Origin of the sequence: Kitasatospora sp. NPDC058406, from assembly GCF_042722765.1 — a bacterium.
Classification (GTDB): domain Bacteria; phylum Actinomycetota; class Actinomycetes; order Streptomycetales; family Streptomycetaceae; genus Kitasatospora.
In genome coordinates this window covers 21,759-47,453 of the sequence record NZ_JBHXKE010000029.1, presented here as the reverse complement: position 1 = coordinate 47,453, position 25,695 = coordinate 21,759, and the positions used below count along the sequence as shown (strand labels likewise).

Sequence of the window (25,695 nt, the reverse complement as noted above, 5' to 3'; positions counted from 1 at the left end):
CCCGCACTAAAGTCCTCATACCCTCACCCATTCGGAGGAATGGGTGATCATATGCTTGTCAGAACCGGTCCTCGTCGACGAGTCACCAGTATGTCTGACCGTGCGTGACCAAGCACATACGCCGAAGTCACCTCCGGGCGTCACTCCCGCCCTCCGCATTGCCTACCCTTAGTGCATGTCACGTGACGAGACCGCCGGCCTCCGCGCGGCCCAGCTCCGCCTCGGCCGCCTGCCCGGATACGTCCGCCGGCCAGACCCGGCCCGCCGCAGCGGTGAACAGGGCCATACCTACAAGAAGGGCTGGGAGGTCCGCTTCACCGCCCGCAGCGAGGCGGAGATAGCGGAGATCCGCGATCTGGTGGTCGCCGCCGGGTTCGCCCCCGCCAGACCCTTCTTCAAGGGCCACCAGCTGATCCAACCCGTCTACGGGATGGCCGCCGTCCAGGCCTACCTCGCCGCTAGACAGGCGGCCGAGGAACACGCCGCCCGCGCCGTCCACGGACGCGGCCGGCGCGGCACCGACGGGACGGACCACGAAGCCGTCCACGAACCCGGTGGAGCCGTCTGCGAGGCACCCGGACCCGCCCACGACGCCGCCGCCGGCGCCGTCGACGTCAGTGGCGGCCACGGCGGCCACGGCAACGCGATCGGCCGCGCCGACCGCGGCCGGCTGGAGGCCGCCGGCGCCGCTGCGGCCGCCGCCGAGGCCGCCGCGGCCTCCGCCGCCCGACTGGCCCGCCGACGGGTCGTCGAGACGTTCCCCGCCCAACTCGAACGGAGCACCGCGGCGGACGCCCGGGTCGCCGCCGCCGAGACCCGCCAACCTTACTGACGCTCAGTCAATTTCCTTCTGGTACGCGGCTACAGGCCGACAACGGGCCGGGCGCGCGGAACGCGCGCGACGGGGCCGGCCCACCGATCAACCCACCTGGGGAGCCACTGCCCCCGGCCCCGCACCCCAGTCCACCGGGCCCGCCGAGCGCATGAACGGTGGTGCGGACGGTGGTGCGGAATCAGCTTCGCGCCGCAGGCGTGGACGAGAGCCGCCGAACCGCTTACGGTGGCACATCACACCGTCCGCGACGGCGCGCCGACCGGCCCGCCGCCCCGGCCGTGCCACCCCGCTGACCGGCCACGACGCACCAGCAGCAACGCCTCTGACATCACTGCGCACCGCTCACCCCCCGCTCACCACCGCCGCGCCACCCGCCGGCCCCCACCCGGCCACCGCCGGAACCGGCCGCGCGTCGGCGCCTTCCGGGCATTCCATCCGATTGGTAACCCAGCGCACCGAGCGCCTACCGTAGAGTGAGCACAGATGATCGACCGTCAGATGCCCATCTCACTTGCCGAGAAGCCGAGATGACCAATCGTCAGGACAGCACCGCCGAGCCACCCCCGGGGCCCGGCGCACCTCCCGCCGTACCGCTGGAGTTCGCGGCGTTCTGCGAACTCCACCGACCGCGGTACCTCAGCTACGCCCACGTCTGGCTGCCCGACCACACCCAGGCGGTCGGCGCCGTCCAGCAGGCGTTCGCCGAAATCGCCGTCCACTGGCGCGAATTACTGGGAAGCTCCAACCCCACCGCGCGCGCCTGGCAGATCCTGCGCAACACCGTCGGCGAGCACACCCGGCAGAGCGGCCCGCCACCGGACCGCCCCGGCCACGCCGCCGATGACGACCTCGCCATCCTGCACTACGTCGTCGGACTCGCCGCACCCGAGATCGCCGACGTCATCGGCACCGACACCGCCAGCGTGGCCGGTCGACTGCGCCGCACCATGCTGCGCGAGGCCTCCGGCTGGTGACCCGGGGCGCGTCGCCCTGCCCGTCGCGCCCCCCGTCACCGCCGCACCCCGACCCGAACCACCGGCCGACCGGCCCGACCGCCCGGCGGCCCGGCCGGAGCGACCCGTCGGAAGGACCCACCCGAAGGACCCGTCCGAGGGGCCGGCCGGATCCCGTTCAGACCCGCTCGCCCGTCACGTCGTACAGGTGGTGGACCGGATCGTGGATCAGGTAGCGGGAGAACGACTCCACCGTGAAACGCGCCCCGTCGCTGCGGTTTCCGGTCCGCGCCCACTGCGCGCCCACCACTCCCTCGAAGGCCACCGCCAGCAGCTCCGCGGCCTCCGCCAGCTCCACCGCCACCACCGCCGGCTCCTGCTCCCCGTACCGCTCGGCGACAGCCGTCCCGTCCTGGTCCCAGTTCGGGAACAGCGGGTCCTCCCGGTCCAGCATCAGGTCCAGCCGCACGCGGAACAGCCGGAACACGTCCCGGACGTGGCACGCGTACTCGACGTCCGACCAGATCTCCGGACGCGGCCGACGGCGCAGCGCCCCCGGGTCCCCCGCCAGCACGGCCGTCCAGCCCTCCGCGTTGGCCCGGATCATTCCGGCGACGTCCTCGCGGTCCACCGCCCCGGAATCCAGCCCGCAGTCCGGGCAGGGGCGCTCCAGGACCCAGGTCCAGTCCTTGGAGTCCGGAACGATCCCGTCGGCGGCGGCCTCGGCCTGCTCAGAAGTGGTCATGCCCCCAGCATGGCCGGGCCCGCACCCGCCCCACCAGCGGCGTCCGCGCCAGCGGTCGCCGAAATGCTGCCACGCCGTCCACCCGCGGCCACCGGGCGCCACCGGGCGCCGCTCCGGCGGACCCCTACGCGGAGGGCTCCCGCTCGTACGCCTCGCGCGCCGCCAGCAGCTCCGCCAGGTTCGCGCGGCTCCAGTCGCAGACCGCGTCCATCGGCCCCAGCAGCGTCCGCCCGAGCGGCGTCAGCGCGTACTCGACCCGCGGCGGGTTCTCGTCGTACTCGGTCCGGACGACCACGCCCTCGTACTCCATCGCGCGCAGCGACTCGGCGAGCACCTTCGCGGTGATCCCCGCCAGCGGGACCCGCAGCTCGGAGAAGCGGCGCGGGCCGCCCTCCAGGCAGCGCATGATCTTCCACGCCCACTTGCGGCCGCCCAGCACCGGGACCGTCTGCACCGGGCAGTCCGGGTCGAAGAAGTCCGCCGGCAGCGGTACGGGCACGGTCCGCGTCGTTCCCCCGGTCTGCGTCATGCCCCGACGGTAACGGACCCGGCGCCCGCGCGGTCCGGGCCGCGGTACGGCCCCGTCCGCCGGCCAGGCCCCGTCGGCCGGCCAGGCCCCGTCGGCCGCCGGTACCGTTGAAGTAACCGGCACCCCCCGGTCTACCGTCACGGCAACGGCGGGCGACGACGCCCCCGACGAACGGACGGAGACCGCGATGAGCAGCACCGACAGCCCGATCGAAGCACCCGTGGACGTCATCGTCTTCGGCGCCGGCGGCCAGGTCGGCCGCGCCGTGGTCGCCGAGGCCAGGCGCCGCGGGCTGACCGTCACCGCCGCCGTCCGCGACCCCGGACGCCACGCCGACCTCACCGGCCCCGGCGTCACCCTGGTGTCCTGCGACGTCACCGACCCCGCCGCCGTCACCGGCGCGGCCCGCGGCCACTCCGCCGCCGTGAGCACCGTCTACACCCCCGACGTGCCCTCCGCCGAGTTCTACCCCGCCGCCGCCCGCGCCCTCGTCGCCGGCCTCCCCGCGGCCGGGGTCCGCCGGCTGGTCCACGTCGGAGTGGCCACCACCCTGGAGACCGCCCCCGGCGTGGCCGTCCACGACGACCCCGCCTTCCCCGAGGCCCACCGCGCCTTCTCGCTCGGCCACGCCGCCGCCCTCGACCTGCTCCGGGCCTCCCCCGCCACGCTCGACTGGGTCACCGTCACCCCGCCCCTGGACCTCGACCGCACCGCCCCCGGCACCGGCCGCTACCGGCTCGGCGGCCCGCAGGTCCTCGGCCGGCGGATCGCCCAGGCCGACCTCGCCGTCGCCGTCGCCGACCAGCTCACCGGACCGGCCGCCCGCCACCGCGAGCAGATCGCCGTCGCCGAATAGCCCGAGCGGTCCGGCCGCCGTCCGGACCGCTCGGGGAGACTCGCACCGGGACATCGCCCCTGGTCGGAACGGGGCACTCCGGTCCATGCTGGACACCATGCACATCCGCGACGCCACCCCCGACGACTGGCCCGCCATCTGGCCGTTCCTGCGCGACATCGTCGCCGCCGGCGAGACCTACTGCTGGGACCGCGACACCCCCGAGGACCGCGCCCGCGCCACCTGGTTCAAGCCCGGCGGCCGCGTCCTCGTCGCCGTCGACGAGGACACGGCCGGGACCGTCCTCGGCACCGCGGAGATCCACCCCAACCAGGCCGGCGCCGGCGCCCACGTCGCCAACGCCGGTTTCATGGTCGACCCCCGACACGCCGGCCGCGGCGTCGCCCGCGCCCTCTGCGCCCACGTCCTCGACCGGGCCCGCGCCGACGGCTACCGCGCCATGCAGTTCAACGCCGTCGTCGAGACCAACCACCGCGCCGTCGCCCTCTGGCAGTCGTTCGGCTTTGACGTCCTCGCCACCGTCCCCGCCGCCTTCGACCACCCCACCGAAGGCCCCGTCGGCCTCCACCTCATGCACCGCACCCTGTAGCCCGGACGGCCACTACCCCAGCCGCCGACGCCGCCCCCGCACCACCAGCACCGCCCCGACCGCCCCCCCGGCCACCACCAGCCCCGCCGCCCCCGTCACCGTGTACGCAACCCCCGCATTCCCCCCGCCCCCCTGCCCCGCCACAGGCTCCTCCCACGGTTCCTCCGCAGCAGGAACCGCGGGAGGAGCGCTCCGTTGGGACTCGGGTCGCCCGACCAGGGGATTGGCCCGTGGGCCGTCGTCCACGACCGGATTCGGTTCCAGCGCTTTGCTCGGGGCCAATATCCCGTACCCGTAGCGCTCGTTCGGCAGGTTCGAGGCATCCGCCGGCCGAGTGGCGCTCCGGATCATCCGGTTGATGACCTGGCCGGCCGAGAGGCTGGGGTACTTCGCGCGAATGAGCGCGGCTGTGGCGGACACGTAGGCGGTGGAGTCGGACGTGCCATTGGCGATTCCGTGTCCAGCCGTGGACTTGGCGCTTGCCCTGGGAATCTCCGCACCCGGAGCAGCCAGCGTGGTCTCGGGTCCCGAACTGGACCTTCCCCACAGAAGGCCGTTCCGGTCCACTGCTCCTACCGCCACTACGCCCGGGAAGGCTGCCGGGTATTCCACCGCCCCTCTCTGATCGCCGCTGTTCCCCGTGCCTGCGACCAAGACCACGTCGTTGTCGACGGCGTACTTGACCGCCTCACGCATCTGCGGGACATCGCCGGAATAGCCTCCGATCGACATGTTGACAACCTTGGCGCCGTGATCAACTGCGAACCTCACAGCCTTGGGGAGTCCGAGTCCCGCCGTGGAGTCGTCCTCGCCCCACTTGACTCGGATCGGCAGGATCTTCGCCTTCGGAGCCAGACCCATGATGCCTGCCCCTCCCCCGTGCCCGTGCCCCGCGATAAGGCTGGCCATCCCCGTCCCGTGACCGTCGGCATCCACCGTGCCGTCGGTGTCCTCACCAGAGAAGTCCGCTCCGGGCAGCACCTGCCCGGTGAGGTCCTGATGGTCTTTGAGCACACCACTGTCGATGACGGCGACAGTGATTCCTTCTCCCTGCGAGACGGGCCAGATCGTCGAGTCGGCCTTATAACTGACGAGCGGCCACTGCGAATCCCTCACACTGTCCGCGCACACTGATCCGACCCCAACCGTGGCAATTAGCCCTCCGGCCAGCAGCACGGCTGAACCGCACCGGAGACGCCAGCACCTCAACTCCTGCCACCCCTCTCGGCACAGAGGTAGGCCCCCAGCTCGAACAGTTGCGGGACAACCGGTCGGATCGTCCGACCGCAAAGGTCGGCCGTCATTTCACCACGTCCGGATTGACGGATTCGTCCGGCACCCAGGTCTCTTCGTCCTCCACCAGGTAGTCGGGACGCCTCCGCGCCTTCTCGTCCTCCCTCCCGCGCCGTTGCGTGTCCCGTACAGGAAGCATCTGTCCCTGTGACAGCCCAGCGGCACCGGGGAGAACATCGGCCCGGCCACGGTTCCGGGCGCCCAGCCCGGAACCACCTTCGGTGAACACCTGCCTCCCCCCGGCCCCCGCACCTGGCCGCTCCCCGGTTCCGACCACAGTGCCGCCACCGCCTCCGGCTGCGACCCCACCGGAACCACCGCTCCGGACAACGCCGCCACCCCTGGCCCCCCCGCCGCCACTTACAACGGGAGCATCTTCGACGCTGGAGCTCGCACCACTAGGGCCGAGCGCGGCCCGGCTCGATTGCCGCTCCTGTCCGACCCGGTTCGTCTCCGGGACAGCCGGTTTGTTCCAACCCCCGCCGACCACCGCCGCAACCCCTTGTCTTCCGCCAGTGGTCACGGAACCGGCGGACTCTCCGGGCCCACTAGTGCTTCCCCCGCTCACCGGAGTACCGAGAATCGCAGTACCGCTCGCACCCAGTGGTGGGCCCGCTGATGCAGAACCGGGCGGAGCAATCGGCTCCGCTCTGCCGACCACGGTTCCGGCGCCGAAGTTCACCGCGCCTGCCGTGGCCGACGACCCCATCGTTCCGCCCCTGACCCCAGGATGCGGATCCGTCGGACTGTTCGAGTCCGGAGAGATCTTCACCGGCGAAGCCGAACCTGCACCGCTGCCCACGCGGGGACCCCGAAACGGAACGCCTGTCGGACGATTCGCAGGGCTGCCCGGCCCCATGTTGCTGATGGCGGATCCGCCGAGAATACCTCCCAGTGCCGCATACGAGCTCGGGTCACTCGTCGAGCTTTCCGAGAACTCGTCGATCGGGCTGGATCCCTTGCCCTTCGTCGGCGCGCCCATCGGCTGCGGGGGCTTCAGCATCGGGGCGGCTGTGCGGTAGTGCATGGCGAGGGTCTGCATGACGGTGGCGGCTTCGAGTTTCCGCTGGTCGGCGAGGGCGGTGCGGCTGTCCTCGTCGTCGGCGCCGAAGAGGGCGGAGAAGGTGTCGCCGACGCCGTCGGTGAGCTGGTCCCAGCCGCCGGGTTCCTCCGGCATGTCGCGTTTGGCTTTGGCGATGGCCTCGGAGACGGCCTTGAGGGTGATGGCGGCGTCGTTGGCGTAGGAGGCGGCGTTGTTGATGGTGGCGGCGAGGTGGAGCATGCGGGTGTGGAAGGCGTCGCTGGTGGTGCCTTCCCAGGAGGTGGCGGCCTCGGTGCTGGCGCGGGTGAGGGTGGTGCGGATGGCTTTGAGGGTGTCGGCGGCGCGGCGCCAGGGGTCGGCGGCGGCCATGACCTCGCCCGGGTTGAGGGCCTGGGCCATCGTGCGGAGTTCGGCGTGGCTGTAGTGCCTGAAGTCCGTGTACTTCACCGGACGCCCTTTCCGTCGTCGTGCCGGGCTGGGGCCACGGTCCGGGCGTAGGCGGCGGCGCTGGTGGCGGAGGGGTTGGCGACGGACCAGCCGTCGTCGCCGAGCTTCAGCTTGTTCCGGGTGCGGCGTTCCTGCTCCTCGTAGTTGGTGGCGGTGAGTTCGGCCTTCTTCTGGGCCTCGTCGACCGCGTCCTGGAGCTGGTCGAGCACGTCACGCAGGCCGTCCCGCATGGTCTGGTAGCGGCCGTGCAGGTCGGTGGCCTCGGCGAAGGTGCCGAGGGCGTTCCGGCCGATGCCGCTGCGTCCGTGTGTCGTGGTGCCGTCGGCGTGGTGCTGGAACTCGGCCAGCAGCAGCCGCACCTGGGCGGCGAAGGCGCGCAGCTGTTCGACCTCGACGCGGTAGCCGCGCCCGCCCCCGCCTGTCGACCCGGTGCCCGTTCCGGTTCCCGTTGCCACGTGCGGCGCCTCCCCCGTGCGTCCGTCCGGTGTGTCGTGCGCGGTGCTGGTGCGGCGGCGCCGTGGGGTGGCGGCCGGTGGGTCATGTCTAACACACGGTCCGGGCGAGCAGAACGGTCCTCGGCGGAACGTCCGGACGCGCCTGGCGGTCCGTCAACTGATGTGCGCCTGCTGCCTTGCGGTGAGGGCGCGGCGGCAGAGCGAGTCGGCGTGGCGGGTGGTCTCGGGGAGCCGGTAGCGGGGGGCCAGCGCGAGGGTGGTGTCGACGGCTTCGGCGAGGCCGATGCGGTGGCCGACGGAGACGAAGACGGGTTTGACGCCGGGGCGGGTGCGGAGGGCCCGCCCGACCTCCTCGCCGGTGGCCGGATCGGTGAGCGGGGTCGAGTCGCCGCGGGCGGGGCCGGGGTCCCGGTGGTCGAAGGTGAACGGGGTCTTGGCGACGCCGAGGGTGCGCAGGCCGGTGAGGACGCCGAGGTGGCTGGCGAGGCCGAGGCGGCGCGGGTGCGCGAGGCCGTAGCCGTCGCAGACGACGGTGCCGGGTCGGTGGGTGAGGGCGGCGAGGGCGTCGAGGACGGCGGGGAGTTCGCGGAAGGCGAGCAGACCGGGGATGTAGGGGAAGGCGATCCGGCCGGTGGCGGTGGTCTCCTCGACGACGTCGAGGGTGGTGCGGTCGAGGACGACGGCGGCTGCGACGACGAGGTCGCGCTCGTCGTCGTAGGCGACGTCGACGCCCGCGATGAGCCGGTCGTCGGCGCCGGCCGGGCCAGGGGCGTCGGCGGCACCGTACTGCTGGACGAGCGGGCGCAGCCGCTCCTGTTCGGCGAGCGCCTGGGCCTCGGTGGTCGGCCAGTCGGCGGGGATGGGCACGGCGGTTTCCCCCTGGGAGTACGGAGCGGATCGGTCGGTCGCACGGAGCGAGCGGAACGGGCCCACCGTATCCAGCGGGGCGGACGACCCCGGGGTGAGCCCGTGCGCCCCCCGTGCCCCGGGTGGGGCGGGTTAGCCTGGTCGGAATGCCGGAGGACCGGCCGGTCCTCCCGAACTCCCTTTCCGGGCGGGCCTTCTGGCTTCCGGTGCGACCCGCTCGTTCCCCCCGACGTGCGAAGGACTCCGCCATGCCGCGCCGCCCGACTCCGGCCCAGTTCGTCCTCGGTGTGTTCACCGTCGTCGCCGCCACCGTGGCGCTGCTGGCCGCCACCGGGGCCGAGGAGGTACCGGAGGTGGCGGTGGTGGTGGTCTTCTCGCTCGCCCTCGGCACGTTGGTGACGGTGCTGTCGCTGCGGGCCGCCGCCGGTCGTGCGGACCGGGCGGCTGCCGGGCACGGCTACGCCCGGCAGCGCTGAGGCGGCGCCACCGGGCGTACCGGGCGTACCGGGTGTTCCGGGGTGCGAGGTGCGGGTTCGAGCGGGCCGGGCGGTCGCGCGGCGGGGATCAGACGGTGCGGGGCTCAGACGGTGGAGACCACCACGGTCTTGGCGGCCTTGTCGTGGATGCACTGGCGGTAGGGCTTGTCGAAGACGCCGAACATGCCGTCGATCAGCCACCAGAGCCAGGCGCAGCAGAGGACGGCGGGCAGGATGAAGACCGCGGCCCGGGTCCAGGCGGCGGACTGGGTCGGCGGGCTGCCGTCGATCAGCATGGCGACCCGGATCTTCATGGCCTTCTTGCCGAGGGTCTGGCCGTCCCGGCCGAGCATCACCCCGTCGTAGACGAGGTAGATGGCGCAGGCGACCCAGAAGGCACCGGCGGAGCCGGAGCTGTCGGAGAGGCTGGCGAAGGGCAGCACCAGCAGGACGGCCACGGCCTGCACCAGCAGGTAGTCGATCAGCTGGGCGAGGATCCGGTTGGGCCAGCTGCCGAGCGGCGGCATCCCCGGGACGGGGCCGGCGCCGGGTGCGCCGTGGCCGGCGGGACCGTGGCCGGGCGGGGGCTGGTCGTAGGGCGACCGGCCGGGCGGGGGCTGTCCCTGTCCGTACGGCGAGCCGCCGTAGGTGCCGCCGTACGCGCCGGGGCGGTCGGAGGGGGTGCCGGACGGCGGCGGGGTGCCGTACGGGTCCGACGGCGTACCTTCCGGCGTGCCGCCGCCCTGCTGCGGGGGCTTCTTGTCGAAGGAGGGCTGGCCGCCCCCCTCCGGCTCGGGGCCTGAGGGGTCGTGGGTGCTCATCCCCCGAGTAGAACATCACACATTCTATGAACTTGGGATATTTGGTCGGTTTTGTCCGACCTGGCTCCCGGGCGGACCCGGGTCAGAGCCGGACCACGTGGGTGCGGGCCGCTCGGTCGTGCCAGCCGCGCCGGGCGGGGCGGTCGAACAGCGGCCAGACCAGGCCGACCAGCAGCAGCGTCGAAACCTGCCTGACGAGCCATCGCACCAGCGACCGGCCGAGGCCCAACCGGGCGCGGGCGGCGGACGAGGCGGCTGACGGAGCGGCGGCAGGGACGGCCGCGGCGGCGTCGATCACCCGGATCCGGGCCAGCCGTTTGCCGAAGGTCTGGCCGGTACGGGCGGTCGGCAGGACCTCGTAGAGCAGGCCGACGAAGAGGAGGATGCCGATCAGGACGGCGACCTTGCCGACCACCACGCCGTCCAGCATCCAGACGTCGACCTGACGGCGCGTGAGCCGGCTGGCCATCCTCGCCTGGGCGAGCTTCTCCTGGAGGTGGTCCGCGACGGACGTGCCGAGCGGGATCCCGGCGGCGGTGGCGACGACGGCCAGGACGGCGGTGTCCACCAGCCGGGCGGCGAGCCGCCGGCCGGGCCCGGCCGGCTGCGGCGCGGGCCTGATCGTCCGGCGCCGGGTCCCCGCCGCCCGGGTCCCGGACGATCGGGGCGCGGACGATCGGGGCGGGGCCGACGCACTCCCCGCGGAGCGGGACGCGGGCGGACGGGTGGCGGCGGGCACGGGAGCAGCGGGCACGGGCGCGGCCGGTACGGGAGCGGCAGGCCGGGCGGACCGCGTGGGCCCGGTCAGCGGCGCCTCCTCCGGCCCGGCCGACGCCGCCGCCGTCACCGCCTCCCCCTCCGCCGAGGCGGACGTCGGGGCGGCCACCTGGGCGGCCACCGGAGCGCCCGCCGGGGCCGAGGCCCGGAGCGGCACCGGCTTCTCCACCGGCGCCGGAACGGCCGCCCCGGCAGGCGCCTCCACTCCGGGAACCACCCCCCAGGAGACCCAGCGCGGTGCGGCGCCCTGCTCCATCGGGCCGCGCGGTGCCCGGGGGGCCGGCTGCCGGTCGGGCGGTTCCACCGCCGCGACGGAACCGGGCGCCGCGACGGGGACCGCCCCGTGCGGCCGGGGTTCCGGGACCGCCCCGAGCATGCCCTCGCCGGCCGGCTCCACGATCGGGTCCGGCGCCACGTCTGCCGCCGCCGCGTGGGCCGACCCGACGCCGGTCCGGAACACCGGCCCGCCCTCCGGCACCGAGAAGGTGAACGAGGCGCCGCCCGACGTCTCGTCCAGGTACACGGGCCCGGTGTCCCCGGGCGAAACCGGCACCGGCTCCGACATCAACACCGGCTCCGACGTCGGTACCGGCTCCGACGCCGACACCGAGTCCGCCGCAGCCTCCCCGACCGGGTCGGCGGCCGGTTCGACGGCCGTCGGCGGCGGCATGTACCGCGCGCCCACCCCGGCCGCCGCGCCGGACCGCCGGGTCGCGTACCGGGGCGGTTCCAGCACCTCGCCCGCCGCCGGGGCGGGCCGAGTCGTGCCGGGCACCCAGGAGGTGCCGCCCCAGTAGCGGACGAAACCGGGCACGGAGGGGTCGGGGTAGTAGCCCGGCGCGGGGCCCGCGGCCGTCTCCGTGCTGCCGCCCGCGAGAGGCCGGTCCGTCATGGGGGTCTTCTTTCCTGGCAGGGCCGATGCGGCTCGCCCGGCGAGGGGTGCGCGCGACGGTGGCTCGGGCGGCACCGGGTGGCGGCGGTGGCGGCGCGCGCGAGGGGGCGTCGGCGGGTGGGCGGACAGTCGCCGGACAGTCACCAAGGGTAGTGCCTCGGCGGACCCGGGGTGCGAAGTTGGCCGTTCACCGGACAGCCCCGGCCCGCCCGCGGTAAGGAAGACGGCGCGAACGCCGGAGCGCGCGCCCGTTCTCTCCGCGTTCACCACTCCCCGACGCCCGCCCCGAACCCCCCACCCCGGTCCCGGTTCCGAACCCTCACCGAGGGCCCCCGTCAAGAAATCTCGAAAACACGTGTAAGAGCGCTCCCGGACCGCGCTCTCCAAGGTCACAGGGCCCGATACCGGGCATGAAGCGCAGGCAGAGAGGAAACCGATCATGGAGCGCCCGACGAGCGTGGTCGAGCACGAACTGGAACTCAACCTGGTGCTCTCCCCCGAGCACAGCGTCCCCGTCCCGGCCCGGCTTTCCTACGGCAGCCACGACCCGTACGCCGTCTACATCACCTTCCACCTGGACACCGGCTCGCCGGTCACCTGGGTGTTCGCGCGGGAGCTGCTGGTGGAGGGCACCTTCCGGCCCTGCGGGCAGGGGGACGTCCGGATCTGGCCGACCCGCTCGGGCCGGCGCAGCGTGCTCTGCATGGCGCTGAGCTCGCCGGCCGGGGACGCACTGCTGGAGGCGCCGCTGCCGGCGGTGGCCGCCTGGCTGGAGCGGGCGCACCGGCTGGTGCCGCCGGGCAGCGAGATGGCCGCGCTCGACATGGACGGTTCACTGGCCGAGCTGCTCGCGTGAGCCGCACGGCCCGGGCGCACCGGTCAGGGCCCGCCCCGAACAGCGCGACGACCCCGAGCACCCCGACGGCGCCGAACACCTCGACCGTCCCGAGCACCCCGACCGCCACGGACAGCCCGACCGCCCCGGACAGCCCGACCGCGCGCGGCGGCCCGGTCGCCCCCGGCGGCCCGGCGGCAGCCGGCGACTCAGCTGGCCGCGGGGGCCTGCTGACGTTCGCGCGCGGGATCCGGCCGGTCGCCGCCCCGCTGGCCGGGCAGCGCCACGAGCGGCGCGCCGGCGGCCAGCCGCCGGGCCCTTATGCGTAGCGCGGCGGCCAGCAGGAAGCAGATCCCGACCAGCGGGTAGACCGAGGTCGGGATCTGGCGGAGCGGCGAGAGCTGCAGCACCAGCGCGCCCTGCGGTTTGGCGGCCCACATCGCGAAGGACACGAAGGCGACCAGCGTGGCCCAGAAGGCGGCCCGCCAGCGAACCTTCCGGACGGCGGCCGGACGGCCGTGTTCGACCGCCGCCTCGCAGCCGAGCAGGACGATCATCGGCACGCACCAGACCCAGTGGTGGGTCCAGCTGATCGGCGAGATCAGTACCGCGGTGACGGCGGCGCAGCAGACGCCCCACGCCTCGGCGCGCGGCAGCCAGCGGGTGCTGTTCGCGGCCCAGGCGGCGATCCCGAGACCGGCCACCGCGACGGCGGCGGAGGCCAGCGTGCCCACCGCACCCGGCTCGGCGGTGTGCAGGAGACGGGCGACGGCGCCGCTCAGCGCCTGGTTGTCGACGATCTCGGTCTTGCCGACCCGCGAGGAGTCGTAGAGGTACTTGGTCCAGAAGCCCCAGGTCGCGTCGGGCAGGAACAGGGCACCGATCAGGAAGGTGCCGAGGAAGGTCGCGCCGGCGACGAAGGCGGCGCGGACCCGGCCGGTGATCAGCAGGTAGACGGCGAACAGCCCGGGGGTGAGCTTGATCCCTGCGGCGATGCCGATGGCGATGCCCTTGCTGCGCCGCCCGTCGGGCCGGGTGAGGTCCCAGAGGATCAGGCAGGCGAGGGCGAGGTTGATCTGGCCGTAGCGCAGCGTGGTGTAGACGGGTTCGAGCCAGACGCCGGCGCCGGTGACCAGGATCACGCCGATCGGGCGCAGCTCGCGGCGCGGCCAGCCCACCAGTTTGAACGACAGGTGGGTGAACAGGGCGAGCAGTCCGAGGTTGCCGAGCGTGATCGCGACCCGCAGGAACGGCACCGGGAACCAGGTCGTCGGCACGAAGAGCATCGCGGCGAACGGCGGGTAGGTGGCCGGCAGGTTCCACTGGGTGACGCGCAGCCCGTAGAGGTCGTCGCCGTTGGCGACGGCCGCGCCCTCGGCCCGGTAGACGATCATGTCCACCATCGAGGTGTGGGCGAAGTGCCGGACGACCGCGTAGGCCATCAGGGAGAACAGCGCCAGTGCGGAGACGGCCAGCAGCGGCCGGCGCGGGGCCTCGCGCAGGGCGCGGGCGGGCGCGCCGAGGGCGGTCCGCAGCCGCTCCGACAGGGGGGCGGGCGCCTGCTCCGGTACGGTTCGCACCGCGCTGCGCTCGTCTTGCACCGCTGTCACTGTTCGCTCCGTCCACCGTTCGGCCAACCAGCGACGATACCCGATGCCCGTCGACCGGACCCGGCCGCGAACGGTGACGGGGAGTGACGGTGGTGCCGGCCGGCCGAGCCCTGTTGCGGTCGGGGCGCGGCCGGCCGGAGCCGGGGGGCGGGTACCGGACCGGTACCCGGCGAGGTCAGCCGGTGTAGGCGCCGAGGGCCCGGGTGAAGTCCAGCGGCTGCTGGACGATCGAGCTGCAGCTGGCGTCGGCGTAGGCCTTGGCCCCGCCCTCGCAGGCCTTGTCGCGGGTGCCGGACCACATCGCCAGCCAGGCGAGGTGCTTGGACTTGGCGAACTCGGCGAGCTGCTTGGCGTCGGCGACGGTGAAGATCTCGCTGGCCACGTCGTTGACGCCGATCATCGGGGTGACCGCGACCTTGCGCCAGGCGGCGGCGTCGTCGAGGCCGAGCACGCTCTTGACCTGGGCCTGGGTGGCGGTGGCCGCGGCGATGGCGTACTTGCCCATCTGGCCCTGCGGGTTCGGGGCGACGCCGTCGCCGAAGTCCATCGCCATGATGTTGACCGCGCCGATCGCCACGCCGTTGTTCTTGGCGTCGGCGACCAGGTTGACGCCCTCCTGGGTCAGGCCGGAGGGGAGTGCGGGCAGGGTGAAGGAGACGTCCAGGGCCTTGCCCTTGGCGGCGGCGTTCTTCTGCAGCTGGGCGATGGCCTGGGCGCGGCGGGTGTTGGCGGCGGCGTTGGCGATCGCGCCGCCCTCGACGTCGAAGTCGACCTTGGTGAGGCCGAAGGTGTCCACGGTCTTCTGGTAGACGGCGGTCAGGTCGGCCGTGGAGGAGCAGGCGAGGGCCAGCTCGCTGCCGTTGGCACCGCCGAAGGAGACCCGGACGTCGCCGCCGAGGGCGCGCAGGGCGCCGATCTGGGCGGCCACGGCGTCGGCGGCGAGGTCGCTGACGCCGCCCCACTTCGGGGTGCAGCCGCCGCCGGAGACCACGAAGGCCAGGTTGAAGTTCTTGACGCCGGTGGCCTTGGCGGTGGCGACCAGGTCGTAGGGCGGGTACAGCGAGGTGTCCACGTACGGGGCGAAGCCGGCGCCGGTGACCGGGACGGGGGTGTCCGTCGCGGTGGCGGTGGGCGTCGGGACCGGCGTGGTCGCGGTCGCGGTGGGCGTCGGCGCCGGGGTGGTGGGCCTGGTCGTGGTGGCGGTCGGGCTCGGCGTGCCGGGCTTGGTCGCGGTGGCCGAGGCCGAGGCGCTCGCCGAAGCCGAGGCAGAGGCGGACGCCGACGCCGACGCGGTGGCCGACGCGGTGGCCGACGCCGTGGCGGAGGCGGTGGAGGTCGGGCGCCCCGACGGAGTGGGCGCCGTCCCGTCACCGGCCTTGCAGGAGACCTTGTTGATCAGGCAGTTGCCCGGTTCGCCCTGCGCGGCGCCGGCGCCCTGGGCGACGAAGCCGATCACGATGCTCTTGCCCGGATCCAGCCGCTTGCTCCACGACTCCGGCTTGACGGTGACGTGCTGGCCCTCGACCGTGAACGCGGCGTTCCAGAGCGAGTCGATCTTCGCCCCGGCCGGCAGGTCGAAGGTGAGCGTCCAGTCCTCGATGGCGCTGCTGTCCGGGTTGGTGACCAGGTACTGGCCGGTGTAGCCGGCGTCCCAGCTGCTGGTGCGGCTGTAGACGGCGCCGAGCGAGGCGGCGCTGGCCGAGGAGGCGAGGACGACGACGCCCCCGGCGACCAGGGCCGCGGCGACCGCCGAGGCGGCGAGGACCGCTCCCTTGCGGCTGCGACGGCGGCGTCCTGGACGGCGGTCGGGCTGCTGGGTCGTCATGGGGGCGTACCTCCGCGGCAGGCAGGTGGGGACCGGGTGGGGTCACGGGTGTCCGCCGGACGCGTGGGTGCGTGGACCCGTCGCGGGCGAGCGTGACCCGGCTCGGTCGAGGGTGACCGGCACGGTCGGATGACCGGCGCGGACGACGCTAGCGGCGCCGGATGGCCGAAACCCGCCTGCTGAGCCAGGGGTAGAGCTCTCTTACGGTGCGCTTAAGAAAGAGGAGCGGACGTCTCACCGCACCGGTGCCGAAACCTTTCGCCAAGTCATCGCGCGGGCGATCAGCGCGAGAACAGCGCCCCGCGGCTGCGACGCCGGCTGGTCCGCCCGGTCCGGGCCGGCACGATGCCGTCCTGCCGGCTCTGCAACCTGAGCCGGATCTCGGCGCCGCCGAGCACCGACGAGCTGCCGAGCGCGAGGTCGCCCCCGGTGGCCTCGGCGAGCTTGCGGACGATGTCCAGGCCCAGACCCGTGGAGCCCTCGCCACCGTGGCCCTCACCGCGCTTCAGGGCGGCGGCCGGGTCGGTGAAACCGGGACCGGCGTCGCCGACCAGCACGATCACCGAGCTCTCGGTGGCCGTCACGTCCACCGAGAAGGCGGTGCCGATCGCCGTGTGCCGGAAGACGTTGCCGAGCAGCGCGTCGACCGCGGCGGCGAGGTCCCCGCGCTGGACCGGGACGGGCGTCTCCCGCTCGGCGCCCGCCAGCTGCCAGCGGCGGCCCTCGTCCTCGGCGAGTGCGGACCAGAAGCCGACCCGCTCCCGGATCACCTCGGCGGCGTCGCAGCCGACCAGGACGACGGGCGCGTCCTCCGGCGCCCGCCGGGCCGACCGGATGATCTGGTCGACCTCGCGCTCCAGCTGGGAGACGGCGTGCCGGGTGGCGTCCGCCGCGTCCCCTTCGCCGAGCGAGGCCGCGTTGAGCCGCAGCACGGTCAGCGGGGTACGCAGCCGGTGCGACAGATCTGCGGCCAACTCGCGTTCGGCTGCCAGGAGTTGCACGACACGGTCGGCCATCGCGTTGAACGCGTGGGCGGCCTCGCGCAGCTCCTCGGGGCTGCCCGCGGCCTGCTTGCCCTCCACCGGCACCCGGACGGTGAGGTTCCCGGAGCCCAGCGAGCGGGCGGCGGCGGCCAGCCGGCGGGCGGAGGCGACGATCCGCGCACCCATCCGGTCGGCGACCAGGACCGAGATGGCGACCAGGGCCAGCGCGACCCCGGAGAGCACCTGCCAGGCGGTCGAGACACCCCGGGTGAGGTCGCCGTCGGCCACGAACACCTCGACCACGGCGGTCCGGACGGTGTCCACCGCGACCGGCTGGAGCAGCGCGTACCCCCCCGGGACCTCGACGGTGAACGAACGTCCCTGGACGCCCGCGGTGGTCACGTCGGCGCCCAGGGCGCGGACCTCGCCGATGGTCGCACCGGCCGACGGCCCGGGCCCGGCCGCCCCGGATCCCACCGGCGCGGGACCCGGCCCGGCCTGCGCCGCGGCCACCCCGCTCGCCGCCGACCCGCTCGCGACCGCGCCCGGGCCGCCGCTGCCCGCACCGGCGGACGCCGGGCCCGGAACTCCGCCTGACGGACCGCCCGTCGGACCGGCGGTCGCACCCGACCCCGACCCCGTGGACGCCTTGGTCCCCGCCCCCTCGGGCGGCGGCAGGTGCACGGCCATCCGCCCCTGCGCACCCGCGTCGGTGGACGCCACCGCCCGGGCTATGGCGTCCTGGTCGGTGGTGATGGCGAGCGCCGGACCGAGCGCCGCCGCCTGCCGCTCGGCCGCGGTGAACGCCCGGTCCCGGGCGGTCTGCTGGACCATCAGGCCGAGCGGGATGAGGAAGGCCAGCGCGACCATGGTGGTCCCGGCCACGGCGGCCTTGATCAGGGCCCAGCGCAGCGAGTGTCCGAACCTCCTCATGTCCGGCGCTCCCCGGGGACGGGCCCGGGCCCGGCGGGGTGCCCGGCGGCCTCCAGCCGGACCCCGACGCCGCGCACGGTGTGCAGGTAACGGGGACTGGACGCGGTCTCGCCGAGCTTGCGCCGCAGCCACGAGAGGTGCACGTCGATGGTCTGGTCCCCGCCGTAGGTCTGCCGCCACACCTCGGCCAGGATCTCCTTGCGCGGCACGACCACGCCGGGCCTGGCGGCGAGGAAGGCCAGCAGGTCGAACTCCCGACGGGTCAGGTCGAGCGGTCTGCCGTCCAGCGAGGCCTCCCGGCGCTGGAGGTCGATGGCCAGCCCGCCGACCCGCAGCACCTGGCTGACCGGCGCCGCGCCGCCGCCGAGCCGGCGCAGCACGGCGGCCATCCGGGCGCTGAGGTGTTCCCCGGAGAACGGCTTCACCAGGTAGTCGTCGGCGCCGTCGTTGAGCAGCCGGACGATCTCGGCCTCGTCGTCGCGGGCGGTGGAGATGATCACCGGGACGTTGGTCAGTCCACGGATCATCTTGAGGGCCTCGCTGCCGTCCAGGTCCGGCAGTCCGAGATCGAGGATCACCAGGTCACAGCCGACCTGGGCGACCTCGCGCAATGCCTCAAGTGCCGTGCCCACGCTACGAACCGCGTGGCCGGTGTCGGACAGGTGGCGGATGAGGGCGGATCGCACGAAGGGGTCGTCCTCGACCACGAGCACTGTTGCCATGGGGCTGCACGGTACGCCATCGCCCCCGAATGGTCTGTACCTCGGGGTGGCTCCGGACGGGACCGCCGGCCAGGTCGGCACCGGTTCGGCCGGGCCGCCGGGGGTTTGTGCAAGTTCCCTGCCTAAGTACCGGGGCGCCCGTCTGCCCGGCCCGCGAGTACGGCAGGATGTGCGCACGATGCGGAACGGACTGGTACAGCTCGGCGCCTGGGCGGCGGCCACCGGGGCGGCGGTGGCGCTGTCCTGGTTCGGCGTGCACGCGGTGCTGACCGGCGCCGCCTTCGAACAGCCCACCGCGCTGCCGTTGCCGTCCCCGGCGTCGGCCGACGGGGCGAGACCCACGCCGACGCTCACGGTGACGCAGCAGCAGTCGGCGACCCGGTCGGAGTCGCCCGCGGCGCCGCCGACCGCGTCGGCGAGCTCCCCGCGGCCCACCGCCCCCGTGGCGCCGTCGCCCCCCGCGACGCCCGCGGCTCCCTCCGCCGCCGCTCCGTCCCCGCACCGACCCTCGCCGGTCACCTCCACCACGTCCTCCGTGCGCAGCTATCTCGTCCCGGGCGGCAAGGTCGCCCTGGACCTCAAGACGGACAACGCCTCGCTGATCTCCGCCGCGCCGGACCAGGGGTGGAAGATGCAGGTCTGGAACGGCCCGCAGTGGATCCGGGTGGACTTCACCAAGGACAACCAGGCCAATTCGGTGTTCGTCTACTGGAACGGCCACCCGCCGGTGGTCGACACCGTCACCCGCTGACCGCGGGCGCCCCGGCAGCCGTCACCACCGGTCGAAGGGGACGTAGCCGGGCAGGTACGGGCCGGCGTACCGGGACCGGTCGACCAGGGTGTGCCGGGTTCCGCCGGGCACACCGATCGCGGCGAGCACCACCGTGCCGTACGCGTCCCGCACCTCGTAGGGCTCGGCCAGCGAGGCCGCGCCCCGGTCGACGGCGAAGTCGTACGCGTAACAGACGTCCGGCACGGAGACCGCGAGGTCGACGACGCCGTCGCCGTGCCGGGCCAGGTACCCGGCCAGTTCCCGGCCGCGCGGGCCGATCACCTGGACGAGGGAGGTGAGCACGAACCGCGTCCCGGGTGCCCGCAGGACGTAGGAGACGGTCTCCGGCTCGCCGGTCTCGGGTCCTGCGTAGGCCGTACAGCGGAGGCCGAGCGCGACGGCGTACCGGCGGGCCGCCCGCTCGGCGTCGCCGACCGCGAAGACCACCGCGTCGGCATGGCCCATGGGGAGGAGCTCGGGCTCTCCCAGGCCGGCGGTGAGCAGCACGGGTTCGATGGCGGTGTCGGTCATGTCGGCCCTCCCGGTAGGTGTACGGACCACGGTTGACGGTCCCGTCCGCCGGTACGGGGACCGGCTCACGGGGTTGTGGCTGGAGGGTGGCGCCGAGTCGACCTCCACGCAACTGTTCCGTTTCCTCCTGGTCAAGGTGTGCTCCGGGGCGGGAGAATCGACCGGACCGCTGTACAGAATGCCCACCGGAGGACGGAGCCCGCGATGCCCCCCGCCCATGCGCCCGGCTCCCCCGGATCATCCAACTCGCCCGTCGGTCAAGGACATTCCGGCCCGACCGGCGCCCCCTCCGGCGGCCCTGCGGGCAGCCCGGCCGGCGGCCCGACCGGCGCCCCCGGCGGCAGTGCCCTCGGCAATCCGACCGGCGGCCCCTCGGGCGTCCTGCCCGGCGGTACGGCCGGGAGCACCAACGACGCGATCGACGCGCTGGACGGCCGGCTGATCCGGCTGCTCGCCGAGGAACCCCGGATCGGGGTGCTGGAGTGCTCGCGCCGGCTCCAGGTCGCGCGCGGCACGGTGCAGGCACGACTGGACCGGCTCCAGGCGCGGGGCGTGATCGGCGGGTTCGGTCCCGAGGTGGACCCGGCGGCCCTGGGCTACCCGGTGACGGCCTTCGCGACCCTGGAGATCTCCCAGGGCCAGGGCGCCGACGTGCGCAGGCACCTGGCGTCGGTGCCGGAGGTCCTGGAACTGCACACCATCACCGGCCACGGCGACATGATGGTGCGGATCGTGGCCCGGTCCAACGCCGATCTGCAGCGGGTGATCGACCGGGTGGTGGGGTTCGACGGGATCGTCCGGTCCTCGACGGCGATCGCGCTGGAGAACCCGGTGCCGTACCGGATCCTCCCGCTGGTCGACCAGGCCGCGGCGGAGTGATCGGCCCCGGCCCGGGGCCGGGGGCGCCGATCACCGGGCGCCGGGATTCCCGCCGGACGCACCGCCCGCCGGACACACCGCCGACCGGACGCACCGCCCGCCGGACGCACCGCCCGCCCTCAGCAGCCGGGGACGGTCCCGCCCGTCCGCAGCGCGTCCAGCGCCGAGACCGCCTCCGCCAGCGTCCCCACCGGCACCAGCCGCAGCCCGTCGGGCGTGTTCACCTTCGCGTCCGCGCACTCGTCCTTGGGCAGCAGGAACACCGTCGCGCCGTCCCGCGCGGCCGCCTGCGTCTTGAGCGGGACACCGCCCACGGCCCCGATCGTCCCCTGGTCGTCGATGGTCCCCGTGCCCGCGACGGTCAGCCCGCCCGTGAGGTCGCCGCCCTTGCCGTCCCCCGCGAGCTTGTCGACGATCCCGAGCGCCAGCATCTGGCCCGCGCTCGGGCCGCCGATGTCGCCGAGGTCGACCTTCACCTTCACCTGGTCGGGTGAGAGGTGGAGGTAGGAGAGGGCGGCCGCGGTGGCGCTGTCCTGCGACTGCGCCATCTGCTGGGCCGTCACCTCCTCCGCCTTGGCCGGGTCGCCCTGCGGGTAGACGGTGTCGGTCGGCCGGACGGCCTCCTCCTGGTCGAACCAGGCCTGGAGCGAACGCCAGAGGGTGGCCCGCTCCCCCGGGTTGGTCGCCGAGATGGTCACCATCCGCAGCTGCCCCCGGGTGTTCCGGACCGGCGCCCCGGTGACGGTCAGCACCGGCCGGTCCTGATAGCTGCCGAGGGTGTCCGCGGTCACGCCCGGCCAGGTCAGCGTGTACGGCAGCGGAACGAAGGCGGCCACGCCGAACAGTGCGGCGACCAGCGCCCCGCAGAGCGCGAGCGCTCGGGTCCGGGGGGCGGTCAGGGCCTTGGGCAGCTTGGAGTCGGACACAGAGGCATCCAAACACACCGGGGCCGCCGGGCGGGCACGTACACGGTCCCCCGGCCGGCCCGCCGGACCGCCCGGCCCGGGGCGCGGTACGACCGGCGGGCCCGTTCCCCGGCCGTGCGTCCGCTACCGCAGTGCGTCGGCGACCTCGGTGGCCGCCTCCACCACCCGCGGACCGACCCGTTCCGGGACGAGTCCGTTGAGCATCACCACGCCGACGCTGCCCTCGATCCCGCTCAGACCCAGCAGCGCGGCGGCGGCGCCGGAAGCCCCGGACTGCTCCTCCGCCCGGGTGATGACGAACCCCTGCTCGGGCCGGCGCTGGCTCGGGAAGGCCCGCGCCTCCAGGATCGCCCGGCCGGCCGCGCTCTCGCCCAGCGGGTGGCGCAGTCCGGTCCGGTAGGCGACGTGGAAGTCGGTCCAGCTGGGCTCGACCACGGCCACGGCCAGCGCCTCGTTGCCGTCCACCAGGGTGAGGTGCGCGGTGGCACCGAGGTCCTCGGCGAGGCTGCGCAGGGCGGGCAGCGCGGCCTCGCGCAGCAGCGGATGGACGCGGTGGGCGAGCCGCAGGACGCCCAGCCCGACCCGGGCCCGGCCTCCGATGTCCCGGCGGACCAGCCCGTGCTGTTCCAGGGTGGCCAGCAGCCGGTAGACGACGGTCCGGTTGACGGCGAGCCGGGCCGCCAGCTCGGTGACGGTGAGCCCGCGTTCCGAGTCGGCGAGGAGTTTGAGGACCCGGACGCCTCGGTCCAGGGTTTGGGAGGTCTCTGCAGTCACGACGCGCATTCCTTTCCGCGGCGGGTCGCGGATCGGCTGACCGGTCCGGGACTCGAATGTCGCGCGCAGGGTGGGTGGCCGCGCTCGGGCCGCGGTGTGTCGTCCTTGACGTCCTGGGGCCCTGCGCGCCCGTCTCGCGGGGGTCACCCGGCGGGAGAGCGTGTGGGAAAGGTAGTGAAGGAATTGCGGCGGCGGAAGTGGTTGTCCAAAATTCGGTCAAGATCGATTGTTCGGGCCTTGACGAACGGGGACAAAGGGTCACATTTTTCCCAGCCCACCGGGACGCAAGTTCGACCACACTCCGAAGTCCGGACACTCGGACGCCACGGGGCGGGCCGTCCGGCCGTCCGGTCAGAACAGGTTGCGCAGGACCGTCCAGGCCGTCGCCACGCCGATCAGCACCGCCGTCCCGCGCCGGCCGAGCGGCGGCTGCCAGCGCCGCCCCGCCAGGCCGTGCCGCAGCCAGACCAGGTAGAGCGCGGCGACCAGCGGGAGCGACAGCAGCAGCGCCGCGTTGTCCTGCCAGGCCGCGGCGAGGTCACCGTGCATGAGGTCGTAGGCCATCCGGGTGCCGCCGCAGCCGGGGCAGTCCAGGCCGGTGACCTTGCGCCAGGGGCAGAACGGCAGGACCTGTCCCGGCAGGTGGGGGTTGCGCGACCAGAGGTACGCGGCGCCGGCCAGGCCACCGGCGAGCACCGCGACCGGCGGCCAGGCGGTACGCAGCCGGGCCCGCCCCCGGCCGGCGGTTCCGGGAACGGCGAAGCCGCCCCGGCCTGAGCCGGGGCGGCGACGCACCTTCGCGAACGGGCGCAAGGGTCAGCTGCGCAGCAGCCGGCCCTGGGCGTCGGTCCGGTCGTTGCTGGTGAGGAACAGGATGCCGTCGATCAGCGACCAGACGCCGAGGCCGCCGCAGGTCAGCAGCTGGGCGATGCCCATGCCGATGTGACCGGTGTAGAAGCGGCCGATGCCCAGGCTGCCGAGCAGGATCGTCAGGATGCCGGCGACGATCTTCGACTTGTCGGAGAGCTCGGGCTGCTGGTGCGGGGGGTACGACACGATCGGTGTGCTCCTTGAAGACAGGCAGTCCCGGGCGCGACGGTGGGTCGCGGGCCGGGTCGGTGAGGTGCGGCGAACCGATGTCACCGAGGCTTCGGCGGCGACCACGGACGGGTGGGCGCACGGCTTCGACAGCTCGACGGCGGTTCGGCACGCGGAACATTAGCCGATCATCACACTGACTGTCTCCACGAATCCTTCGCGACTACCTGAACGTCACATGACCTTATGGTCACAGCACTCCCTCGACGCCGAGCAGGCGACGAGGAAGCACTGCCGGAGTACCGACGGCCCCCGAACTTCCCCGACGGGCGGTTACTTGGCCCATTCCCGGATCTGGGCGATCCGCGCATTCAACTGATTGACGGTCGCCTGCGCGGTCAGCGGCCCACCGCACTGGCGGCGCAGCTCGTTGTGGATGGTGCCGTGCGGCTGACTGGTGCGGTGGTGCCAGGCCGCCACGAGGGCGTTCAACTCCTTGCGCAGTTCCCGGAGTTCCTGGTGCGTCACCACGGGCCGCTGCTCGGCCGGCAGCTCCAGCAGGTCGGCCTCCTCGGCCGGCTTGCTCTTGCTCCGCTGGATCTGGCGGTGCTGGCGCTTCTGCAGCAGCATCTGCACCTGGTCCGGCTCCAGCAGGCCCGGGATACCGAGGTAGTCCTCCTCCTCCTCGCTGCCCGGGTGCGCCTGCATGCCGAACTCCATGGCGTTGTACAGCACCCGGTCGAAGACCGCGTCGGAGCCCAGCGCCTCGTACGAGAACTCGTCGCCACCGGCGCCGTCCGGACCGTCGTTGGCCCGCTCGGCCTCGGCGAGCAGCCGGTCCTCCTCGTCGAAGAGGCCCTCGCCCTCCTTCTTCGGCCGGTCCAGCACGTGGTCGCGCTGGAGCTCCATCTCGTTGGCGAAGCCCAGCAGCGTCGGGATGGTCGGCAGGAAGACGGAGGCTGTCTCGCCCCGCTTGCGGGCACGCACGAAACGTCCGACGGCCTGCGCGAAGAAGAGCGGGGTGGAGATCGAGGTGGCGTAGACGCCGACCGCCAGGCGCGGCACGTCGACGCCCTCGGACACCATCCGGACCGCGACCATCCAGCGCGAGTCACCGTCCGCGTAGTCGGAGATCCGCTTGGACGCCTCCACCTCGTCGGAGAGCACCACGGTGGCCTTCTCCCCGGTGATCTCGCGCAGCATCTTGGCGTAGGAGCGGGCGGTGTTCTGGTCGGTGGCGATCACCAGGCCGCCGGCGTCCGGGATCGCCTTGCGGACCTCGCTCAGCCGCCGGTCGGCGGCCTGGAGCACGGCCGGGATCCACTCGCCCTGCGGGGCCAGCGCGGTCCGCCACGCCTGGGCGATCAGGTCCTTGGTCATCGGCTCGCCGAGCCGGGCCTCCAGCTCGTCGCCGGACTTCGTGCGCCAGCGCATGTTGCCGCTGTACGACAGGAAGATCACCGGACGGACGACGTGGTCGGCGAGCGCGTGCCCGTAGCCGTAGGTGTAGTCGGCGACCGACTTGCGGATGCCGTCACCGCCCGCCTCGTACTGGACGAACGGGATCGGGTTGGTGTCCGAGCGGAACGGCGTCCCGGTGAGCGCGAGCCGGCGGGCGGCCGGCTCGAAGGCCTCGAAGCAGGCCTCGCCCCAGGACTTCGAGTCACCGGCGTGGTGGATCTCGTCCATGATGACCAGCGTCTTGCGGGCCTCGGTCCGGTTGCGGTGCAGCATCGGGTTCACGCCGATGCCCGCGTAGGTGACCACGATGCCGTGGTACTCCCGGGAGAGCGGACCGGAGGAGTAGGCCGGGTCCAGCTTGATGCCTATCCGCGCGGCGGCCTCGGCCCACTGCTTCTTCAGGTGCTCGGTCGGTGCGACCACGGTGATCTGCTGGATCAGGTGGTTGTGGAGCAGGTACGAGGCCAGCGTCAGCGCGAAGGTGGTCTTACCGGCGCCCGGGGTGGCGACGGCGAGGAAGTCGCGGGGCTGGCTCTCGATGTACTTGTCCAGCGCCCCCTGCTGCCAGGCCCGGAGCTTGCCGGCGGTGCCCCAGGGGGCGCGGCCGGGGAACGCCGGCGACAGGTGGTGCGAGGAGGTCGGCGCGGCATGGCCGCTCGGCCGGACGGGCGCGTGCGGCTCGTCCGCGTCGGAGAAGAGCGGCATCGAGGAGGCGGCGGCAGTACTCACGGTCTCCGAGGGGGGATCATCGCAGGTCAGAGGCGGTTTGGCAGCCCCGTCCCGCGGTCGGGCGGCGATCGGGCAACCCACCCAGCCTACCGGGCCCGGC

At 73.8% G+C, this 25,695-nt stretch carries 26 protein-coding genes; 8 read left to right on the top strand and 18 right to left on the bottom strand.

Annotated elements, in window-relative coordinates; all coding sequences use genetic code 11:
• The first annotated feature begins 175 nt into the window (after positions 1-175).
• On the top strand, positions 176-832 hold the full coding sequence (locus ACFWOG_RS08745) for a hypothetical protein (protein WP_329952487.1): 657 nt from the start codon (positions 176-178) through the stop codon (positions 830-832).
• A gap of 530 nt (positions 833-1,362) precedes the next feature.
• Positions 1,363-1,809: a hypothetical protein gene (locus ACFWOG_RS08740; RefSeq protein WP_329952488.1), complete on the top strand. Its 447-nt coding sequence runs from the start codon at positions 1,363-1,365 to the stop codon at positions 1,807-1,809.
• Positions 1,810-1,966: 157 nt separating this feature from the next.
• Here the strand turns inward: ACFWOG_RS08740 and ACFWOG_RS08735 are convergent, their stop codons facing one another.
• Together ACFWOG_RS08735 and ACFWOG_RS08730 are read right to left on the bottom strand one after the other, a co-directional pair.
• Positions 1,967-2,533: a DinB family protein gene (locus tag ACFWOG_RS08735; RefSeq protein WP_329952489.1), complete on the bottom strand. Its 567-nt coding sequence runs from the start codon at positions 2,531-2,533 to the stop codon at positions 1,967-1,969.
• Between the two features lie 124 nt (positions 2,534-2,657).
• A complete protein-coding gene (locus tag ACFWOG_RS08730; protein WP_329952490.1) occupies positions 2,658-3,062 on the bottom strand; it encodes a helix-turn-helix domain-containing protein in 405 nt (134 codons plus the stop codon).
• Positions 3,063-3,249: 187 nt separating this feature from the next.
• Between ACFWOG_RS08730 and ACFWOG_RS08725 the strand changes: the two genes are divergently transcribed.
• Together ACFWOG_RS08725 and ACFWOG_RS08720 are read left to right on the top strand one after the other, a co-directional pair.
• Complete coding sequence (locus ACFWOG_RS08725; protein ID WP_380356153.1) at positions 3,250-3,918, top strand: NAD(P)-dependent oxidoreductase; 669 nt, start codon at positions 3,250-3,252, stop codon at positions 3,916-3,918.
• 97 nt (positions 3,919-4,015) lie between these two features.
• Positions 4,016-4,507, top strand: a complete 492-nt coding sequence (locus ACFWOG_RS08720; RefSeq protein WP_329883749.1) for a GNAT family N-acetyltransferase — start codon at positions 4,016-4,018, stop codon at positions 4,505-4,507.
• 12 nt (positions 4,508-4,519) lie between these two features.
• Here ACFWOG_RS08720 and mycP read toward each other — a convergent pair whose 3' ends face one another.
• From mycP to ACFWOG_RS08700, 4 genes are all read right to left on the bottom strand, one after another.
• Positions 4,520-5,683, bottom strand: coding sequence for a type VII secretion-associated serine protease mycosin (gene mycP, locus ACFWOG_RS08715; protein WP_380356150.1), 1,164 nt, complete (start codon positions 5,681-5,683; stop codon positions 4,520-4,522).
• Between the two features lie 124 nt (positions 5,684-5,807).
• A complete protein-coding gene (locus tag ACFWOG_RS08710; protein ID WP_380356147.1) occupies positions 5,808-7,289 on the bottom strand; it encodes a WXG100 family type VII secretion target in 1,482 nt (493 codons plus the stop codon).
• Positions 7,286-7,744, bottom strand: a complete 459-nt coding sequence (locus ACFWOG_RS08705) for a hypothetical protein (protein ID WP_329883607.1) — start codon at positions 7,742-7,744, stop codon at positions 7,286-7,288. Before ACFWOG_RS08705 ends, ACFWOG_RS08710 begins: the two co-directional genes overlap by 4 nt.
• 153 nt (positions 7,745-7,897) lie before the next feature.
• On the bottom strand, positions 7,898-8,611 hold the full coding sequence (locus ACFWOG_RS08700; RefSeq protein WP_380356145.1) for an endonuclease V: 714 nt from the start codon (positions 8,609-8,611) through the stop codon (positions 7,898-7,900).
• 248 nt (positions 8,612-8,859) lie between these two features.
• Between ACFWOG_RS08700 and ACFWOG_RS08695 the strand changes: the two genes are divergently transcribed.
• Positions 8,860-9,087, top strand: a complete 228-nt coding sequence (locus tag ACFWOG_RS08695) for a hypothetical protein (protein WP_329883605.1) — start codon at positions 8,860-8,862, stop codon at positions 9,085-9,087.
• A 104-nt stretch (positions 9,088-9,191) separates the two neighbouring features.
• On the opposite strand, the gene ACFWOG_RS08690 is transcribed toward ACFWOG_RS08695, so the two are convergent.
• Both ACFWOG_RS08690 and ACFWOG_RS08685 read right to left on the bottom strand, forming a co-directional pair.
• The gene (locus ACFWOG_RS08690) at positions 9,192-9,908 is read right to left on the bottom strand and encodes an RDD family protein (RefSeq protein ID WP_380356142.1); all 717 of its coding nucleotides are present in this window, start codon (positions 9,906-9,908) and stop codon (positions 9,192-9,194) included.
• 82 nt (positions 9,909-9,990) lie between these two features.
• Positions 9,991-11,577 (bottom strand): RDD family protein, encoded by a 1,587-nt coding sequence (locus ACFWOG_RS08685; protein ID WP_380356140.1) that lies wholly within the window; start codon positions 11,575-11,577, stop codon positions 9,991-9,993.
• Positions 11,578-12,016: 439 nt separating this feature from the next.
• Here ACFWOG_RS08685 and ACFWOG_RS08680 point away from each other — a divergent pair, with 439 nt between their 5' ends.
• On the top strand, positions 12,017-12,433 hold the full coding sequence (locus tag ACFWOG_RS08680; RefSeq protein WP_329883603.1) for an SsgA family sporulation/cell division regulator: 417 nt from the start codon (positions 12,017-12,019) through the stop codon (positions 12,431-12,433).
• Between the two features lie 188 nt (positions 12,434-12,621).
• Here ACFWOG_RS08680 and ACFWOG_RS08675 read toward each other — a convergent pair whose 3' ends face one another.
• The 4 genes from ACFWOG_RS08675 to ACFWOG_RS08660 all read right to left on the bottom strand — a co-directional run bounded on the left by ACFWOG_RS08675 (position 12,622) and on the right by ACFWOG_RS08660 (position 18,485).
• Positions 12,622-14,022, bottom strand: coding sequence for a glycosyltransferase 87 family protein (locus ACFWOG_RS08675; protein ID WP_380356137.1), 1,401 nt, complete (start codon positions 14,020-14,022; stop codon positions 12,622-12,624).
• Positions 14,023-14,197: 175 nt separating this feature from the next.
• A complete protein-coding gene (locus ACFWOG_RS08670) occupies positions 14,198-15,847 on the bottom strand; it encodes a cellulose binding domain-containing protein (protein ID WP_380356134.1) in 1,650 nt (549 codons plus the stop codon).
• A gap of 281 nt (positions 15,848-16,128) precedes the next feature.
• A complete protein-coding gene (locus tag ACFWOG_RS08665) occupies positions 16,129-17,763 on the bottom strand; it encodes an ATP-binding protein (protein WP_380356131.1) in 1,635 nt (544 codons plus the stop codon).
• Entirely contained in the window at positions 17,760-18,485 is a 726-nt protein-coding gene (locus ACFWOG_RS08660) for a response regulator transcription factor (protein ID WP_329883598.1), read from the bottom strand. The genes ACFWOG_RS08665 and ACFWOG_RS08660 overlap by 4 nt, the downstream gene beginning before the upstream one ends.
• Positions 18,486-18,663: 178 nt before the next feature.
• Here ACFWOG_RS08660 and ACFWOG_RS08655 point away from each other — a divergent pair, with 178 nt between their 5' ends.
• The gene (locus ACFWOG_RS08655) at positions 18,664-19,236 is read left to right on the top strand and encodes a hypothetical protein (protein ID WP_329883597.1); all 573 of its coding nucleotides are present in this window, start codon (positions 18,664-18,666) and stop codon (positions 19,234-19,236) included.
• Between the two features lie 21 nt (positions 19,237-19,257).
• Here ACFWOG_RS08655 and ACFWOG_RS08650 read toward each other — a convergent pair whose 3' ends face one another.
• The gene (locus tag ACFWOG_RS08650; RefSeq protein WP_355399135.1) at positions 19,258-19,788 is read right to left on the bottom strand and encodes a VOC family protein; all 531 of its coding nucleotides are present in this window, start codon (positions 19,786-19,788) and stop codon (positions 19,258-19,260) included.
• A 381-nt stretch (positions 19,789-20,169) separates the two neighbouring features.
• Between ACFWOG_RS08650 and ACFWOG_RS08645 the strand changes: the two genes are divergently transcribed.
• On the top strand, positions 20,170-20,667 hold the full coding sequence (locus ACFWOG_RS08645; protein WP_329883747.1) for an Lrp/AsnC family transcriptional regulator: 498 nt from the start codon (positions 20,170-20,172) through the stop codon (positions 20,665-20,667).
• Between the two features lie 119 nt (positions 20,668-20,786).
• Here the strand turns inward: ACFWOG_RS08645 and ACFWOG_RS08640 are convergent, their stop codons facing one another.
• The 5 genes from ACFWOG_RS08640 to ACFWOG_RS08620 all read right to left on the bottom strand — a co-directional run bounded on the left by ACFWOG_RS08640 (position 20,787) and on the right by ACFWOG_RS08620 (position 25,571).
• A complete protein-coding gene (locus tag ACFWOG_RS08640; protein WP_329952502.1) occupies positions 20,787-21,593 on the bottom strand; it encodes a S16 family serine protease in 807 nt (268 codons plus the stop codon).
• Positions 21,594-21,716: 123 nt separating this feature from the next.
• Entirely contained in the window at positions 21,717-22,367 is a 651-nt protein-coding gene (locus ACFWOG_RS08635; RefSeq protein ID WP_270146684.1) for an IclR family transcriptional regulator, read from the bottom strand.
• Between the two features lie 351 nt (positions 22,368-22,718).
• Positions 22,719-23,162 (bottom strand): DUF2752 domain-containing protein, encoded by a 444-nt coding sequence (locus tag ACFWOG_RS08630; protein WP_380356126.1) that lies wholly within the window; start codon positions 23,160-23,162, stop codon positions 22,719-22,721.
• Between the two features lie 21 nt (positions 23,163-23,183).
• The gene (locus ACFWOG_RS08625) at positions 23,184-23,423 is read right to left on the bottom strand and encodes a TM2 domain-containing protein (protein ID WP_329883594.1); all 240 of its coding nucleotides are present in this window, start codon (positions 23,421-23,423) and stop codon (positions 23,184-23,186) included.
• A 315-nt stretch (positions 23,424-23,738) separates the two neighbouring features.
• A complete protein-coding gene (locus ACFWOG_RS08620; protein WP_329883746.1) occupies positions 23,739-25,571 on the bottom strand; it encodes a DEAD/DEAH box helicase in 1,833 nt (610 codons plus the stop codon).
• Positions 25,572-25,695: the final 124 nt, after the last annotated feature.